At 60.2% G+C, this 15,231-nt stretch carries 17 protein-coding genes; 8 read left to right on the forward strand and 9 right to left on the reverse strand.

What is annotated here, in order from left to right:
• Positions 1-72: 72 nt before the first annotated feature.
• Complete coding sequence (locus AC25BC_RS18820; RefSeq protein WP_012759042.1) at positions 73-825, reverse strand: SDR family NAD(P)-dependent oxidoreductase; 753 nt, start codon at positions 823-825, stop codon at positions 73-75.
• Positions 826-957: 132 nt separating this feature from the next.
• Here AC25BC_RS18820 and AC25BC_RS18825 point away from each other — a divergent pair, with 132 nt between their 5' ends.
• Complete coding sequence (locus AC25BC_RS18825) at positions 958-1,848, forward strand: AraC family transcriptional regulator (protein ID WP_012759043.1); 891 nt, start codon at positions 958-960, stop codon at positions 1,846-1,848.
• A 12-nt stretch (positions 1,849-1,860) separates the two neighbouring features.
• Here AC25BC_RS18825 and AC25BC_RS18830 read toward each other — a convergent pair whose 3' ends face one another.
• Positions 1,861-2,589 (reverse strand): hypothetical protein, encoded by a 729-nt coding sequence (locus AC25BC_RS18830; protein WP_012759044.1) that lies wholly within the window; start codon positions 2,587-2,589, stop codon positions 1,861-1,863.
• Positions 2,590-2,767: 178 nt separating this feature from the next.
• Here AC25BC_RS18830 and AC25BC_RS18835 point away from each other — a divergent pair, with 178 nt between their 5' ends.
• From AC25BC_RS18835 to AC25BC_RS18865, 7 genes are all read left to right on the forward strand, one after another.
• The gene (locus AC25BC_RS18835) at positions 2,768-3,676 is read left to right on the forward strand and encodes a LysR family transcriptional regulator (RefSeq protein WP_003552957.1); all 909 of its coding nucleotides are present in this window, start codon (positions 2,768-2,770) and stop codon (positions 3,674-3,676) included.
• 116 nt (positions 3,677-3,792) lie between these two features.
• Positions 3,793-4,953 (forward strand): ABC transporter substrate-binding protein, encoded by a 1,161-nt coding sequence (locus AC25BC_RS18840; RefSeq protein WP_012759045.1) that lies wholly within the window; start codon positions 3,793-3,795, stop codon positions 4,951-4,953.
• Between the two features lie 215 nt (positions 4,954-5,168).
• Positions 5,169-6,155 carry an ABC transporter ATP-binding protein gene (locus AC25BC_RS18845; protein WP_128438548.1) on the forward strand — a complete coding sequence of 329 codons (987 nt, stop codon included), beginning with the start codon at positions 5,169-5,171 and terminating at the stop codon, positions 6,153-6,155.
• Positions 6,152-7,117, forward strand: a complete 966-nt coding sequence (locus tag AC25BC_RS18850) for an ABC transporter permease (RefSeq protein WP_012759047.1) — start codon at positions 6,152-6,154, stop codon at positions 7,115-7,117. Before AC25BC_RS18845 ends, AC25BC_RS18850 begins: the two co-directional genes overlap by 4 nt.
• Positions 7,107-7,919 carry an ABC transporter permease gene (locus AC25BC_RS18855; RefSeq protein ID WP_012759048.1) on the forward strand — a complete coding sequence of 271 codons (813 nt, stop codon included), beginning with the start codon at positions 7,107-7,109 and terminating at the stop codon, positions 7,917-7,919. The genes AC25BC_RS18850 and AC25BC_RS18855 overlap by 11 nt, the downstream gene beginning before the upstream one ends.
• 14 nt (positions 7,920-7,933) lie before the next feature.
• Positions 7,934-9,361: a gamma-aminobutyraldehyde dehydrogenase gene (locus AC25BC_RS18860; RefSeq protein WP_012759049.1), complete on the forward strand. Its 1,428-nt coding sequence runs from the start codon at positions 7,934-7,936 to the stop codon at positions 9,359-9,361.
• A gap of 150 nt (positions 9,362-9,511) precedes the next feature.
• Complete coding sequence (locus AC25BC_RS18865) at positions 9,512-9,685, forward strand: DUF1328 domain-containing protein (protein WP_012759050.1); 174 nt, start codon at positions 9,512-9,514, stop codon at positions 9,683-9,685.
• Positions 9,686-9,764: 79 nt separating this feature from the next.
• Here the strand turns inward: AC25BC_RS18865 and AC25BC_RS18870 are convergent, their stop codons facing one another.
• From AC25BC_RS18870 to AC25BC_RS18900, 7 genes are all read right to left on the reverse strand, one after another.
• A complete protein-coding gene (locus tag AC25BC_RS18870) occupies positions 9,765-10,424 on the reverse strand; it encodes a DUF3313 domain-containing protein (protein ID WP_206642366.1) in 660 nt (219 codons plus the stop codon).
• Positions 10,425-10,583: 159 nt separating this feature from the next.
• Complete coding sequence (locus tag AC25BC_RS18875; protein WP_012759052.1) at positions 10,584-11,960, reverse strand: sensor histidine kinase; 1,377 nt, start codon at positions 11,958-11,960, stop codon at positions 10,584-10,586.
• Positions 11,957-12,697, reverse strand: coding sequence for a response regulator (locus AC25BC_RS18880; RefSeq protein ID WP_012759053.1), 741 nt, complete (start codon positions 12,695-12,697; stop codon positions 11,957-11,959). The genes AC25BC_RS18875 and AC25BC_RS18880 overlap by 4 nt, the downstream gene beginning before the upstream one ends.
• A gap of 234 nt (positions 12,698-12,931) precedes the next feature.
• Positions 12,932-13,210 (reverse strand): hypothetical protein, encoded by a 279-nt coding sequence (locus AC25BC_RS18885; RefSeq protein ID WP_012759054.1) that lies wholly within the window; start codon positions 13,208-13,210, stop codon positions 12,932-12,934.
• A 194-nt stretch (positions 13,211-13,404) separates the two neighbouring features.
• Complete coding sequence (locus AC25BC_RS18890) at positions 13,405-13,896, reverse strand: hypothetical protein (protein ID WP_041935577.1); 492 nt, start codon at positions 13,894-13,896, stop codon at positions 13,405-13,407.
• A 136-nt stretch (positions 13,897-14,032) separates the two neighbouring features.
• Entirely contained in the window at positions 14,033-14,482 is a 450-nt protein-coding gene (locus AC25BC_RS18895; protein ID WP_041935578.1) for a DoxX family protein, read from the reverse strand.
• Positions 14,483-14,531: 49 nt separating this feature from the next.
• Positions 14,532-15,200, reverse strand: a complete 669-nt coding sequence (locus tag AC25BC_RS18900; protein WP_012759057.1) for a DUF1345 domain-containing protein — start codon at positions 15,198-15,200, stop codon at positions 14,532-14,534.
• Between the last annotated feature and the right edge of the window lie 31 nt (positions 15,201-15,231).

Raw genomic sequence — 15,231 nt, forward strand, 5'->3', positions numbered from 1 at the left:
AGGACGCTCCGTTTTGTTTTAAGCAGACTGGTATTTCGTTGGTTTTTGTTATGACCGCGTTCGTCGTCACACTCAGATCATGTAGCCGCCGGCGACCTCGATTGTCTGCGCATTGATCCATGCGCCGTCGTCGGACGCGAGCATGGCGATGACGCGGCCGACATCCTCGGCTTCGCCGATACGGCCGAGAGCCGTCTGTGAGGCAAGCAACGCGGCGAATTCCGGGTTCTTGTCCAGCGCAGCGTCGGCAAGATTGGTGCGGATAGGACCGGGCGAGATAGCATTGGCGCGGATCCTGCGATCGCCGAACTCCTTCGCCTGATAGCGGGTCAACGTCTCAAGTCCGGACTTGAGGGCTGCATAGGGTGCAACACCTGCTGTTGCGACGCGAACGGAAGCGCTCGTTACATTGAGGATCACGCCGCCATCGACCATCAGCGGCAGCAATGCCTGCGTCAGGAAGAACGGCCCTTTCAGGTGGACATTCATCAGAGCGTCGAACTGGCCCGTCGTCACCATCTCCATGAGATTGAACATGCCGAAACCGGCATTGTTGACGAGGCAATCGAACGCATCCCGGCCCCAATAAGTGGAAAGCAGCCGTTTCACCTCCGCCACGAAGGCCGGAAAGCTGTCGGCATCACCGACATCGAGGGCAAGCGCAAAAGCTTGACCACCGTCTGCCTTGATCGCGGCGATGACTTCATCCGCACCTGGCTTGTGGCTGTTATAGGTGAGGATGACACCCATGCCGCGCCTTGCGCATTCCTGCGCTGCCGATTGACCAATGCCACGGCTGCCGCCGGTAATGATTGCGATTTTCATCTCTGTCTCCTTTGCTTCGATGGCCGGAAGCTATGGGAAACAGCCGGCCTACACTCCGCCGGAAACTGCCTCGTTCTTGCCTATTCCTGCTTTTGCCTTGTGCCGTGTCACTTGCTGGGGCAGGATTTCGCCATGCAAACAATGCTCGAAGAGATGCGCCGCTTGACGGCCCACGCTGAAAACCGCCCGACGGAAACCGGCATACCCGGCATACTGATGGTCAAGGGGGAGATCCCCGAACACAAGCTCGGCGCCGTTTATGAGCCAATGGTCAACCTGATCCTTGATGGCAGCAAGACGCTGACGATCGCCGGGCAGGATTATTATTACGATCCAGCGAGCTACTTCGTGATATCGATCGATGTGCCGGCGACGGGCATGGTGCAGCAGGCAGGTCCCGACCGGCCCTATATCGGCGTCAGCCTATCGCTCGATCCTGTAAAGGTCGCAGCGCTTCTCCTGGATCTTCCGCCGCAATCCTATCAGGAGGGACAAAGCGGTGGCTATTCCGTCTGTCGCATGACGCCGGAACTTCCGGGTGCCTGGCTGAGGATGCTGCAACTCATGGAGCGCCCGCAGGATATCCCTGCCCTTGCCCCGGCCTACGAACGCGAAATCCTCTATCGCGTGCTGCAAGGACCGCAGGGCTGGATGCTGCGGGATATCGCAGCACCCGATAGCGCCCTGTCGCGGATACGGCTCGCCATTCGCTGGGTTCGCGAGCATTATGCCGAAGCGGTCGAGGTCGAAAAACTCGCCGCCCTCACCGCCATGAGCGTCTCGGCCTTTCATCGCCATTTCAAGGCTGTGACGGCGATGAGCCCGATCCAGTTCCAAAAGCGTATCCGCCTGCTGCAGGCCCGCCAGCTTCTGATTTCCCAATCCGGAAACGCCTCCTCGGTCGCCTATTCGGTGGGCTACGAAAGCGTCTCGCAATTCACCAGGGAATATGCACGTTTCTTCGGCCAGCCGCCGGCGCGCGACGCCTCGCTGATGAGGGAAAATATCAGGCCTGCCGCCTGATGCTTTTTGGGTTTAGTGCCCGCTCTTGGCCTGCGGTTCTTCTGCGGGAGCGTCTTCCGCTGGAGTGGCTGCATCCTTGGCAGCCTGCTCCTGAGCAGACGGATCCTTGGTCTCCGGTGCTGCGCCGTGTCCACCGCCTGCTGCCTTGCCCTCACCCTTCGTGGAGCCAACCGCGACCGGGTCGACGCAATCCTCGGGGTCCTTGAAGGCGGCGCTGATCATGGCGACCTCGTCGAACGGCATCTCTATCCGCTCGCCGAAGAACAGCCCATTTTCACTGGCCTTGCCGTCATAGTAGCGCGCTGTATAGGCCTTGTCGTCGAGGCCGGGAACGGTCTTGTCGGGATGCGGGATATAGACGACATCGGCGCCGATCGCCCGGCCGCGAATGTCGGCGCGTAACGTCGGTCCGTTTTCGTCGAGCACCACCACCTGGACCAGATCCGGCTTCTGCGCGGCATAGACGGCCTGAGCGACACGAAGCGCAGTCTTGACGCGCGTCATCCCGTCGGTCGGTTCGGTTTTGATGTATTTGCGTACCCAGACGTGGTCCTGCTTCCGGATCGTCACCAGGTTGACGTCGCTGCATTCGAGCCCGTATCCACCACCGGCGGCACCGATCAGCCTGTCCTTGCCGACATAGACCGCCGCACCGCCGGAAACGCCCATGAGAAGAGCGACTCCACCGATGATGATTGCCAATTTCCGGGAAGGCCGGAAGATGCGCAGTAAGGCCTTCACGCCAACTGCTCCGCCATCTGAAACTCCAACGCAGGACAAGTGCTAAGAACGCTAAAGAAATGACGTTTCCGAAAGTTTAAGTGGGCGTGTGAAGCCTGCGCCATTTTGAGAAAACACCAAAAAAGGTCCGCTTTCCGGGCCGCTTGCCACAGCCTGTTCCGCCATGCTCTAAACCCCCATGGCCTTCACGCTTCGCCAGGTTCAATATTTCGTCGCCGTCGCCGAACAAGGTTCGGTGACGCGCGCCGCACAGAACCTTTCGATCTCTCAATCCTCGGTGACGGAAGCGCTGAAGGAGCTCGAAACCGACCTCGGCGTCGCGCTCTTCGAGCGCCATCCGCGCGGCCTGACCATCACCCATAACGGCCACCAGTTCCTGCGCCACGCGACGAAGATCCTGGCCTCCGTCTCCGATGCGCGGACCAGCTTTTCCGGCCAGCAAAGCGCCCTCTCCGGCACGCTGAACATCGGCGTCACCTCGCTTGTCGCCGGCTACGTGCTCTCCGACCTGCTGGCGCGATACCGGCGCGCCTGTCCTGATATCGAGGTCAGCGCCATCGAGGACAATGGTGGTTACCTCGAACATCTCCTGGTCGGCGGCGAACTCGATGTCGCCGTGATGGTGATATCAAATCTGCGCGACCGGATGGCGCTGCAGGCGGAGATCTTGGAGACCTCGCCCTATCGACTATGGCTGCCGATGGGCCATCCGCTGGTATCGGCCGACATCATCTCGGTCGCCGACATCGCCCGCGAACCGCTGATCATGCTGACGGTCGACGAAATCGAGGAGAATACCGGCAAGCTGCTCTCAGCCCTCGGCGCCCGCCCGCATGTCGCCTTCCGCACCCGCTCGGTGGAGGCGGTGCGCAGTTTGGTTGCGACAGGCGCCGGCGTGGCCCTGCTTCCCGATCTTGTCTACCGTCCATGGTCGCTGGAAGGCGACCGCATCGAGAGCCGCGACGTCTCCGGTTCGCTGCCGGTCGTCCAGGTCGGCATGGTCTGGCGCAAGGGCTCCAGCCTGCCGCAGGCGGCGCGCGACTTCGTCGGCATCGCCGAAAGCTTGCGCTCCGGCCGAATCCGCTGATATCGGAATTTCCGATATCGCCTTTCTGATAAATGAATTTGCGAAAGCGGCTTTTTCGCGTCACCTTTTCATCCGGGAACAAACCGCCACAAAAGTGGCAAACCGGGAGACGGATGATGACGAATCTGTTGAAATCCTGCACGGCAGCGCTCGCTTGCCTCAGCTTCGCGACGCAGGGAATCGCCGCCGAACCGCTGAAGGCTCTGGGCAAAGGCGAAGGTGCGGTCAGCATCGTCGCCTGGGCCGGCTATATCGAACGCGGCGAAACCGACAAGAACTACGACTGGGTCACCGATTTCGAAAAGGAGACCGGCTGCAAGGTTTCAGTCAAGACCGCCGCCACCTCGGATGAAATGGTGTCGCTGATGAACGAAGGCGGCTTCGATCTCGTCACGGCATCGGGCGACGCCTCGCTCCGCCTTATCGCCGGCAAGCGTGTCCAGCCGATCAACACCGACCTGATCCCGAGCTTCAAGACCGTCGACGAGCGTCTGCAGAACGGACCGTGGTATACGGTCGGCGGCGTGCATTACGGCGTGCCCTATCTCTGGGGGCCGAACGTGCTGATGTACAATACCGATGCCTTCAAGGACAAGGCGCCGACCAGCTGGAACGTCGTCTTCGAAGAGCAGACGCTGCCCGACGGCAAGTCCAACAAGGGCCGCGTCCAGGCCTATGACGGCGCTATCTACATCGCCGATGCCGCTATGTATCTGATGGCCCATAAGCCGGATCTCGGCATCAAGGATCCCTACGAGCTGAACGAGGACCAGTACAAGGCCGCCCTCGACCTGCTGCGCGGCCAGCGCAAGCTCGTCTCCCGCTACTGGCACGACGCGATGATCCAGATCGACGATTTCAAGAACGAAGGCGTCGTCGCCTCCGGCTCCTGGCCCTTCCAGGTGAACCTGCTGCAAGCCGACAAGCAGAAGATCGCCTCCACTTTTCCGGATGAAGGCGTCACCGGCTGGGCCGACACCACCATGCTGCATGCCGACAGCGAACATCCGAACTGCGCCTATATGTGGATGGAACATTCGCTGAAGGCCAAGGTCCAGGGCGACGCCGCCGCCTGGTTCGGCGCCGTGCCCTCCGTTCCCGCTGCCTGCAAGGGCAACGAGCTGATAGGCGACAGCGGTTGCGCCACCAACGGCTTCGATCACTTCGACAAGATCAAGTTCTGGAAGACCCCGGTCGCCAAATGCACCACGCAGAGCGAATGCGTGCCGTACCATCGTTGGGTGTCTGATTATATCGGCGTGATCGGCGGGCGGTAAACCGGGCCGATCCGCTTGGGTAAAGTCCCCTCCCCAACCCCTCCCCACAAGGGGGAGGGGCCTTGAATGGCACCGCCGAATTCCTGCCGAAACGCCAAGGTATTTGCGAAAGGGGTACGGCAGATTAAGCCCCTCCCCCTTGTGGGGAGGGGTTTGGGCGGAGTCATATGAACCAAGACCGCAGCCTCTCTAAAAGCAAAGAAGCCGGAGCCCTCATGACACCCGCCGTCCGTTTCCAGCAGGTATCACGCCATTTCGGCCAGGTTCGCGCCGTCAACGGCGTCGATCTCGAGATCGCGCCCGGCGAATTCTTTGCCATGCTCGGGCCGTCCGGCTCCGGCAAGACGACGTGCCTGCGATTGATCGCCGGCTTCGAGCAGCCGACCGCGGGCCATATCCAGATCTTCGGCGAGACGGCCGACGGCGTTCCGCCCTATCGCCGCAACGTCAACACCGTATTCCAGGACTACGCGCTCTTCCCGCATCTCAACATCCTCGACAATGTCGCCTACGGGCTGATGGTCAAAGGCGTCGGCAAGGCGGAGCGGATGAAAGCGGCAGGCGATGCCCTCGAGCTCGTCAAGCTGCCGGGTTACGGCGCCCGCCGCCCCGGCCAGCTGTCCGGTGGTCAGCGCCAGCGCGTGGCGCTCGCCCGCGCACTGGTCAACAAGCCGAAGGTGCTGCTGCTCGACGAGCCGCTCGGCGCGCTCGACCTGAAGCTCCGCGAACAGATGCAGGAGGAGCTGAAGAGCCTGCAGCGCGCACTCGGCATCACCTTCGTCTTCGTCACCCACGATCAGGGTGAGGCGCTGTCCATGGCCGATCGCGTCGCCGTCTTCAACGACGGCAATATCGTCCAGGAGGGCACGCCGCAGGATATCTACCGCCGCCCGAAGAACCGCTTCGTCGCCGATTTCGTCGGCTCGTCGAACGTCATCGCACCTGATCTGATGGCCTCACTCGGCGGCGAAAGACGCTGGGCAAGCCTCCGTCCCGAAGCAATCCGGCTGGCAGGCGACGGTGTCGCGGCGCAGGTCGACAATGCGAGCTTCCTCGGCGCAGCCACGCGCCTCACCGTTGGCCTCCGGGGGGCGCGGCTGCATGTGATGCTGCCGGCGGGCGCAGATGTGCCTGTCGTCGGCGCCGGCATACGCCTTGCCTGGCAGCCCGACGATATCCACTACATGGATGACGCGGCATGACGGCGATCTTCATCACCACCAATGAGGCGACATCGATTCTTCCGGGGCGCGGCGGCCTCTTCGGCCGGCTGTCCGATGCCTTCTGGCGGCACCCGAAACTGCTGCTCTTCCTGATGCTGACGCCGCCGCTGCTCTGGCTCGGCATCATCTATATCGGTTCGCTGCTCGCCCTGCTTCTGCAGAGTTTCTTTTCGATCGACGATTTCTCAGGCCTGGTGAATTACGAATTCACCCTTGCGACCTATGCGCAGCTTCTGAGCCCGACGAATTTCGACATTATCATCCGCACTTTCGTCATGGCGGCACTAGTGACCGTCGCCTCCGCCTTGATCGCCTTCCCGATCGCCTACTACACGGCGCGTTATGCGCAAGGCAAATGGAAGGCGCTTTTCTATCTCGGCATCATGCTGCCGCTCTGGTCGAGCTATCTCGTCAAGATCTACGCCTGGAAGCTGATCCTCGCCAAGGAAGGCATCCTCACCTGGATCTTCGAGAAGCTCTATCTCTCCTGGCTGCTCGACGGCATCCTGAACCTGCCCGTCATCGGCGGCAATTCGCTCTCGGTCAGCTACCTCGGCACCTTCATCGTCTTCGTCTATATCTGGCTCCCCTATATGATCCTGCCGACGCAGGCAGCCCTCGAGCGTGTGCCCGGCAACCTGATCGAGGCCTCGTCGGATCTCGGCGCCACGCCGCGCCAGACCTTCCGAACGGTGCTGCTGCCGCTCGCCCTGCCCGGCATCGTCGCCGGCTCGATCTTCACCTTCTCGCTGACATTGGGCGATTATATCATCCCGCAGATCATCGGCTCGTCCAGGCTCTTCATCGGCCAGGCGGTCTATACCCAGCAGGGAACGGCCGGCAACGTGCCGCTTGCTGCCGCCTTTTCCGTCGTGCCGATCGTCATCATGGCGCTCTATCTCTGGCTCGCCAAGAAACAGGGAGCTTTCGATGCGCTCTGACCTCAAGACATCGCCACTTGCGCTGAAGGTCGCCGCAGCCGGCGGGCTGCTCTTCCTGCATCTGCCGATCCTGCTGATCTTCGTCTATGCCTTCACGACGGAGGAGAAGAGCTATCAATGGCCGCCGCCTGGCCTGACGCTGCAATGGTTCGAGGTCGCCTGGAACCGGCCGGACGTCTGGTCGGCGCTCGGGCTTTCCGTGCAGGTCGCCGTCATCGCCACGGCGATCGCGCTGGTCCTCGGCACGCTCTGTGCTGCAGCCGTCAGCCAGACGAAGTTCTTCGGCCGCGAGGCGATCTCGCTGCTGGTCATCCTGCCGATCGCCCTTCCCGGCATCATCACCGGCATTGCGCTCCGCTCCGCCTTCAGCCTGTTCGACATCCCGTTTTCGGTCTGGACCATCGTGCTCGGCCACGCCACTTTCTGCGTCGTCGTCGTCTACAACAATGCGGTCGCCCGCTTCCGCCGCACCTCCGGTTCGCTGATCGAGGCCTCGATGGATCTCGGCGCCGACGGCTTCCAGACCTTCCGTCATGTCATCCTGCCGAATATCGGCACCGCCCTTCTTGCCGGCGGCATGCTTGCCTTCGCGCTGTCTTTCGACGAGGTCATCGTCACCACCTTCACCGGTGGCCAGCAATCGACCTTGCCGATCTGGATGCTCGAAGAACTCATCCGCCCGCGCCAGCGCCCTGTCACCAATGTGGTCGCCATGGTCGTCGTGCTCGTCACCTTCCTGCCGATCCTGGCAGCCTATTACCTCACCCGCGATGGCGACCAGATCGCCGGCGCCGGTAAATAAAAAGGGAGAACATCATGGATATCCAAATGCTGATCGGTTCCCGCTTTGAAAAAGGCACGGAAACGGAAGAGCACGTCCTGAACCCCAAGACGGGCGAGACGGTGCTGGACCTTGCCGAAGCGTCGCTTTCCCAGGTTGACGCTGCAGTCGACGCCGCCGAGAAAGCCTTCACGAGCTGGTCACAGACAACGCCCGGCGAGCGCTCCGGCTACCTGTTGAAGATCGCCGATGCAATCGAAAAGGATGCCGCCGGCTTTGCCGCACTGGAGGCGCTGAACTGCGGCAAGCCGATCAATGCGGTGCTGAACGACGAAATCCCGGCGATCGTCGATTGTTATCGCTTTTTTGCGGGCGCCGTGCGCAACCTGCACGCACCGGCGGCCGGCGAATACCTGCCCGGCCACACCTCGATGATCCGCCGCGATCCGATCGGCATTGTCGGCTCGATCGCGCCGTGGAACTATCCGCTGATGATGATGGCCTGGAAGCTGGCGCCAGCGATCGCCGGCGGCAATACCGTCGTCTTCAAGCCCTCGGAGCAGACGCCGCTGACGGCGCTGAAAATGGCGAAGCTGCTCTCCGAAATCCTTCCCGAAGGCGTCGTCAACGTCATCCTCGGCCGTGGTGAAAGTGTCGGCAACGCCCTGATCAATCACGCCAAGATCGGCATGGTCTCGATCACCGGCGATATCGCAACCGGCAAGAAGGTACTGCAGGCCGCGGCCAAGACGGTCAAGCGCACCCACCTGGAACTCGGCGGCAAGGCCCCGGTCATTGTCTTCGATGATGCCGATATTGATGCGGTCGTCGCCGGCATCCGCACCTTCGGCTATTACAATGCCGGCCAGGACTGCACCGCCGCCTGCCGCATCTATGCCGATGCCAGGGTCTACGACAATTTCGTCGCCGACCTCTCCTCAGCCGTCTCGAGTATCCGCTTCAACCAGGCCGACGATACCGAAAACGAGATCGGCCCGCTGATCTCCAAGCGCCAGCGCGACCGCGTCGAAAGCTTCGTCGCCCGCGCTTCCGAACACAAGCACATGGAGATCACCGCCGGCGGCAAGGTTTCCGGCGACAAGGGTTTCTTCTTCACGCCGACGGTCATTGCAGGCGCCCTGCAGGACGACGAGATCGTCCGGCGCGAGGTCTTCGGCCCGGTCGTCTCGGTCACCCGCTTTTCCGATGCCGACGACGCCGTTGCCTGGGCAAACGACAGCGACTACGGCCTGGCCTCCTCCGTCTGGACCAAGGATATCGGCCGCGGCATGAAGACAGCCGCCCGCCTGCAATATGGCTGCACCTGGATCAACACCCATTTCATGCTGACCAACGAGATGCCGCATGGCGGCCTCAAACAGTCGGGCTACGGCAAGGACATGTCGGTCTACGCACTGGAGGACTACACCGCCGTACGCCACGTGATGATCAATCACGGCTGACCGGCAGGAAAGGCAAGGGTACGAAATTCGACGCAATGCCCATCGGTAGCACCGGGAGGGTGCTCCCCAGAGATCGCCATTCCATTCAAGCGATCTGGAACATTTTCCCGGTTGCCGCGTCTTTCCCAAGCAAACGCAAAGGATGATGTCATGCTGAAATGGGCTCTGATATTTTTTGTCATTTCGATCATCGCCGGCTTCTTCGGTTTCTCCGGCGTCTCCGCAGCGACCGCGACAATCGCACGCGTTCTCTTCGGCATCGCGCTGCTGATCTTCCTGATCTTCCTTGTCCTTGCGCTGATGGCCGGCCAGGCGATCCTGTGAGCGGTCGCGGGGGCCGCTGCGCCTTGCGCTTGCGGCCCCCGCCGTCTGTTGTCGCCACAGGCCCTTTAAGCCCTGCGGCCTATTTCAACTCGGCAAGCAGAGCATCGGCACCTTTGCGGATGCCCACCATGGAGGCATCCATCGCCGTGAAGCTTGCGCCGATATTCATCGCGTTGGGATATTGCTTGGTGACATAGGAAGACAGGAGGCGATTGCTCGCAGCGTCATAGATCTCCACGGCATAATTCACCGAGCCGATCATCGAGCCTTCCCGGCCGCGAACGGCCTGGACGGTGTTATACAATCCGCCTGCGACGTCGATGCGCGTGACCGTTCCGAGGACCGCGGTCGTTGCCTTGGCGCCCGTCAGCGTCAGATGCAATCTGAGAGTCGCTGGAGCAGGCGTGCTGACGACAGCAAAGCGCGTCTTCAATTTTTCCGTGAATTGAACCTGCATGTAATTGGCAAGGAATGCTTTGTCTTTTTCTAAGACCTTGCCGAACTGGTTGTCGGGACCGTTATAGACGGCAACGGGATCGACGATGATCCTGCTGTACTGGCTCCAGTTGACTTTAGTCTGATAGCGATACGGTACGCGGCCGGTCTTATCCTCGCTGTTCGGCTGGAGCTGCGATGCCGAAGCCAGCCCGGAATAAACCGTGGGGTCAGGGGCCGTGCATGCGGCAACGCTCGAACAGGCGAGCATCAGTGCGGCGCCGACTTTCAAATTTTTTATCAATGACTTGGCTCCAGCTTTGGAAATACCGAATGGCATCTGCTGGCAGCGGTTTTATGGAATTCGAATGTTGCTGTGTTTGCCATGATATGTGGAAATGTTCGTGAGCCGTGTTCGCTCCGGGCAGCGCGACGCGTGATGACGCGACGGCCGGGCAATAAGTCATTGTGACGAAGGGATCGGCGGCGCGCCTTCGGGCTGGCTCGCCTGAGGGGCGGGAAGATCGATCACGACGACCAGGCCGGTTGGCGTCCTGTCCAGCAACGTCAACTGTCCATTATGCGCTTTGGTGACAATTCCTTTGGCGATCGGAAGGCCGAGCCCAAGCCCGGAGCCGCCCTGGGCACCGATCTGGCGGGATTTATCCACTTTGAAGAACGGCTCCAGAACTTTTGCCTTGGCCTCATCGGTCAAACCAGGACCATTGTCGCCCACCGATATTTTGATCCCGCCATCGTCGCTCTCTTGCAGATCGATTTCGACTTGCTTTGCATAACGAGACGCATTGTCGACCAGATTCGTGATTGCCCGAGTCAGGGCCTGAGGTTTGCAGACAAACGCCAGCCGCCGCGAACCGGTGAAGCCTACATCGACGCCCATGTCGGAGAAGTCTGTCGCAATCGTCTGCAGCAGGCTTGAGATATCGACCTTTCGATCAGTCTCCGCAGTGGACGCGTCTTTGAAATAGGCCAGGCACTCGTCGATCATGAAACTCAAGGTGGCGATATCGGCCAGCATCAGGCCGCGAAGCTCGGGCTCGCCAGAACGCTCGGCACGCATCCGCAATCTCGTCAGAGGCGTCCTGAGATCATGCCCCACGCCACTCAGCATTCTTGTTCGATCCTCCGCCATGCTCTGGATTCGATCGCTCATGACGTTCAGCGATTCCGCCAGACTTCGAATCTCGGCTGCGCCGTCCGGTTCGAAAGGCTTTTCCCAACTGCCCTCGATGCTTGCTCGCTTTGCGGCGGCGGCAAAGCGCCTCAGAGGCTCGGTGATAAGCCAGCTGCTGAAATATGCAAGCAGCACCAATGGGATGACGATTTTCAAAAACCCGCTCACGGCGGCCGGAACAAACCAGACATAGCTGGGAAAAACCGGCAGTTGAAAGACGAGGGCGCGCTTGTCGTCAATTCCGACAGTCAGGACATCTGGGTGCGATTGACCGATGACGAAGCGATGAAATGCCGCAAAAATATTGTCGGCAAGCATTGTGTTGATACGCGCCACCAATTCGCTGGGAGATACCATCTGCTGTTTGCCGGCAAGTGGCTGCTCCAGGGACAATTTTTCGACCCCAACGCCGAGTGCCGCTGCTCTCTTGAGAACGGTGACTTCGTCCTGCGCTGAACTTGCCTGGGCAAATTGCTCCGCGACCATTGCCGCTCTGGCAGCAAACAGGCCGTTTTGAAACCCACGATCATGACGGCCGTAGATATAGGGCTCCATGGCGGTTGCCGCGACGGAAACGAGCACGACAAGCAAGGTCGCCAATATGAGGATCTGGCTTTGGATCGAAGCGCGCCGAAAATTTCTCAAGGGAGACGCTCTACCTTGGATGCGAAGAGATAACCGCCCAGCCGCACCGTCTTTATGAACGTCGGATCTTTCAGATTTGGTTCGATCTTTTGCCTGACCCGGCTGATATGGGCGTCGATGCTGCGCTCGACCGGCCCCGCCGATCCGGCATGTGTCATCGACAACAGCTGTTCGCGCGTCAAAACCTTGTTGGGATTGCAGCAGAAGGCCAGGAGGATATCGAACTCCGCGGTTGTCATGGAAACCTGCGCGCCGTCGGCGTCGTGGAGTTGACGGCTTTTTGGATCGATGCGCCATCCCGAGAACATCATCGGTCCAAGTGCTTCCTCCTGATGATGCGCATATGACGCCCTGCGGAGAATACTCTTGATCCGGGCCAGAAGCTCGCGGGAGTTGAATGGTTTCGTGACATAGTCGTCGGCTCCGAGCTCCAGGCCGAGAATGCGGTCGATATCCTCCTGGAGCGCCGTCAACATCAGGATTGGCACCGAGCACGCCGCACGAAGCCGCCTGCAGATGCTGAAACCGTCCTCGCCCGGCAACATCGCATCGAGGACGATGAGATCGAATTGCTGTCGCACCATCATTCGATCCATAGCCGCGCCGCTTTCCACCGACGAGGCCTCGAAGCCGCTGCTTCGGACAAGATCCACCAGCATATCCGCGATGGCGGGATCGTCTTCGACGATGAGGATATGAGCCTGATTGGGAGCTGCCATTTCATATGCCATCGTCATTCGTTCTCTTGCCGGGAGATGCCCTTGGCGCGAAATTACCACGTTCACCGTGTCTCGGTCAGGCGGCCTCGTCGACTGTCAATCGCGGCGGCTAATCTCCGCAGTCAATCAGACACCACACGATATCGGTCGCCGCGCCGACGCGGTCTCCGCCTTCAGGATATCAAGTATCGTGCAATGCTATATTCGATAATGTTGAGATATGTTGCGGGACTGCCAATGCGGAGTCCGGCGTCAAAACTGGCTTTCGGGATCGCCGCTGATTTCCACCTTGTCACCTAGGATGGCGCTGTCAATGATGACCGTGGCGATGAAACACATCCGGACGACCAGCAGGCAAAAGAACACCAGAGAGACGACCGCCGTCGTATAAAATTTCAACGCCGAGCGCTTCTGGAGCCCTGCGGTGAGCTTATCGAGAGCGCGTCTGGCGAGACGACCGATCGCCACCAGCAGGAACAATGCCGTGATGATATATCCGCTTGCCGATGCTGCACCGAGCAACTGAAACATGAGAAGACATCCGCACCACGTAAAAAGCTCCGGTCTCGGAATGACGTTTTCAAGCCGCCGAAACCCGGTAGAAATATGCTCATAGGAATCGTCCGGAACGAGGCGCAGCGTGGCCGGCCGGAGAGACGGGGCCGGGTCATCGGGATCTGAATCAGGCGAAGACCGGTCCGTCGGCGACGGGAATTCGGTCACCTCTAATCGGCTCGTTCTGCGCTGGGCGCAGCGCGGCGGCTTAAAAGAAGGGAGGTGGCGGCACGCCACCGGGATGCCTTCGCCGTGCCTGCAATCACCGTCTCGTTCGCAGCAGGGGCTCTCTGGACTGCAGCAATTCTGCCTGTCCTTGACTCGGTAAGGGCCGAGATCCTTCTCAGAAATGCATCGCTGTCGAATTCCTTCGAGGAGTGAACCGCCTTCGTGGCCGGCTGGACGGCATGGAAAAACACCTCCAGATTGATGATCGGTATCGGCTTGATGTTTCGGACCATGTCGATATCCGACCGCATCGTTACGGCCAGAAAATATCGGCCCGAACGCAAGGCGTCGAAAAGTTCCGGCACCGAGGACACAGCCGCCGCGACATATCCGTTCTCATTCAATTTCGAGACGATATCGCAGGCAGCGTCTTTTCCGAGAAAGACGAGAATTGGCTTTTGCTGATTGTTTTGCGCGGAAGACATCACTGGCACACTCCTGACCTGTCGCCAAAAGTGTAGCCCGCATCGACGCTTCTGTTTGTTCGGTTTTATTCGGTTTTATTGCGCCAGGGAGCGCCCGCAAAATTCATCAAATTCAGCACCGAAGGTCTTCGGATTTCGGGGGCATTCACGACAATACCGCCCTGAGCCAGGGAGGCATTTTGTTCGTTCGCTTTCTCAGCAGCTTGTCGATCGATATCGATCCCGCACCCGAAACCGCGAGCACGAACATGCCGCCGGCAATCGCCAGGTCCTTCTCGAAGTGCAGCAGTTCGTTCTGGCTGGCAAAATTCGTGTGAAAGAGCAAGGCGGTCGCCAGGCAGAAGAGCGCCAGCGCCAATGCCCCAAGCCGGCTGAGGAAGCCTGTCGCGACGGAAAGGCCGGCGCCGATCTGCAGGGCAATGGTGGCAAGCGCGACCGGCGCCGACAGCCCCAGTTTTGCGAAAATGTCGAAAGTCGCGGTGATATCTGCCGCGAGCGACCAAGCTTCGTGCAGGAAGATCAGCGACAGCAGAAGCCTGCCGAGGAGAAGAATGAGATCGGCCAGTCGGGGCCGGCTTGAGGCGCTTTCCATCATACCCTCCGATTTGAAGAGCAGGTGGTTAGCCCGCTCAAGGCAAGGCGCATTATAGCAGGCTCGCCCCGACATTTATCGCAAGCGCCAGGATCGTCGTATTGAACAGGAACGACAGCACGGCATGCAGCAGCGTCAGCTTGCGCATGCTGGTCGAACTGACCGCGACATCCGCCGTCTGTGCGGCAACGCCGATGGTGAAGGAGAAATAGAGGAAATCCCAGTAGCCGGGCTCTTCGATCCCGTCCGGAAACTTCAGCCCACCCTCCTCGTCCGCCCCGCCATAGAAATAATGGGCATAGTGGATGGTGAAGAGTGTATGCAGGAAGATCCAGGAAATCAGGATCGTCAGAACCGCAACACCTGCCCGCGCCAGCGCGACGTCAGGTGCCGCCTCCTTGATCGAATGAAGCTCGAGGCCGATCCCGGCAATGCTGGCAAGTGCGGCACCGATCGACAGAGCCAGCAGGACGGTGTCGGAGAAATCGAGATCCTCCGAACGTTTCCGGATGCTTTCAACCGTCGCCCGCAGCATCTTGCGCCAGCTGAGCGCGACAAAAACGCCGGCGCTGACATTCCAGCCGAACAGGATATTGCCGGCGCTGACTTCGCGTGAGGTCAGCGCCAAGAAGACCACCAGTCCGGCAACAACGGCAAAGATGAAGCTCGCATGCTTGTAGGCAAATGCTGCAAGCGAATTTGCCCGTTCCTCATCCGCCATATCGGTCTCCGACAGCATATGCCCTTGATAA

The organism is Rhizobium sp. WSM409 (assembly GCF_057653825.1).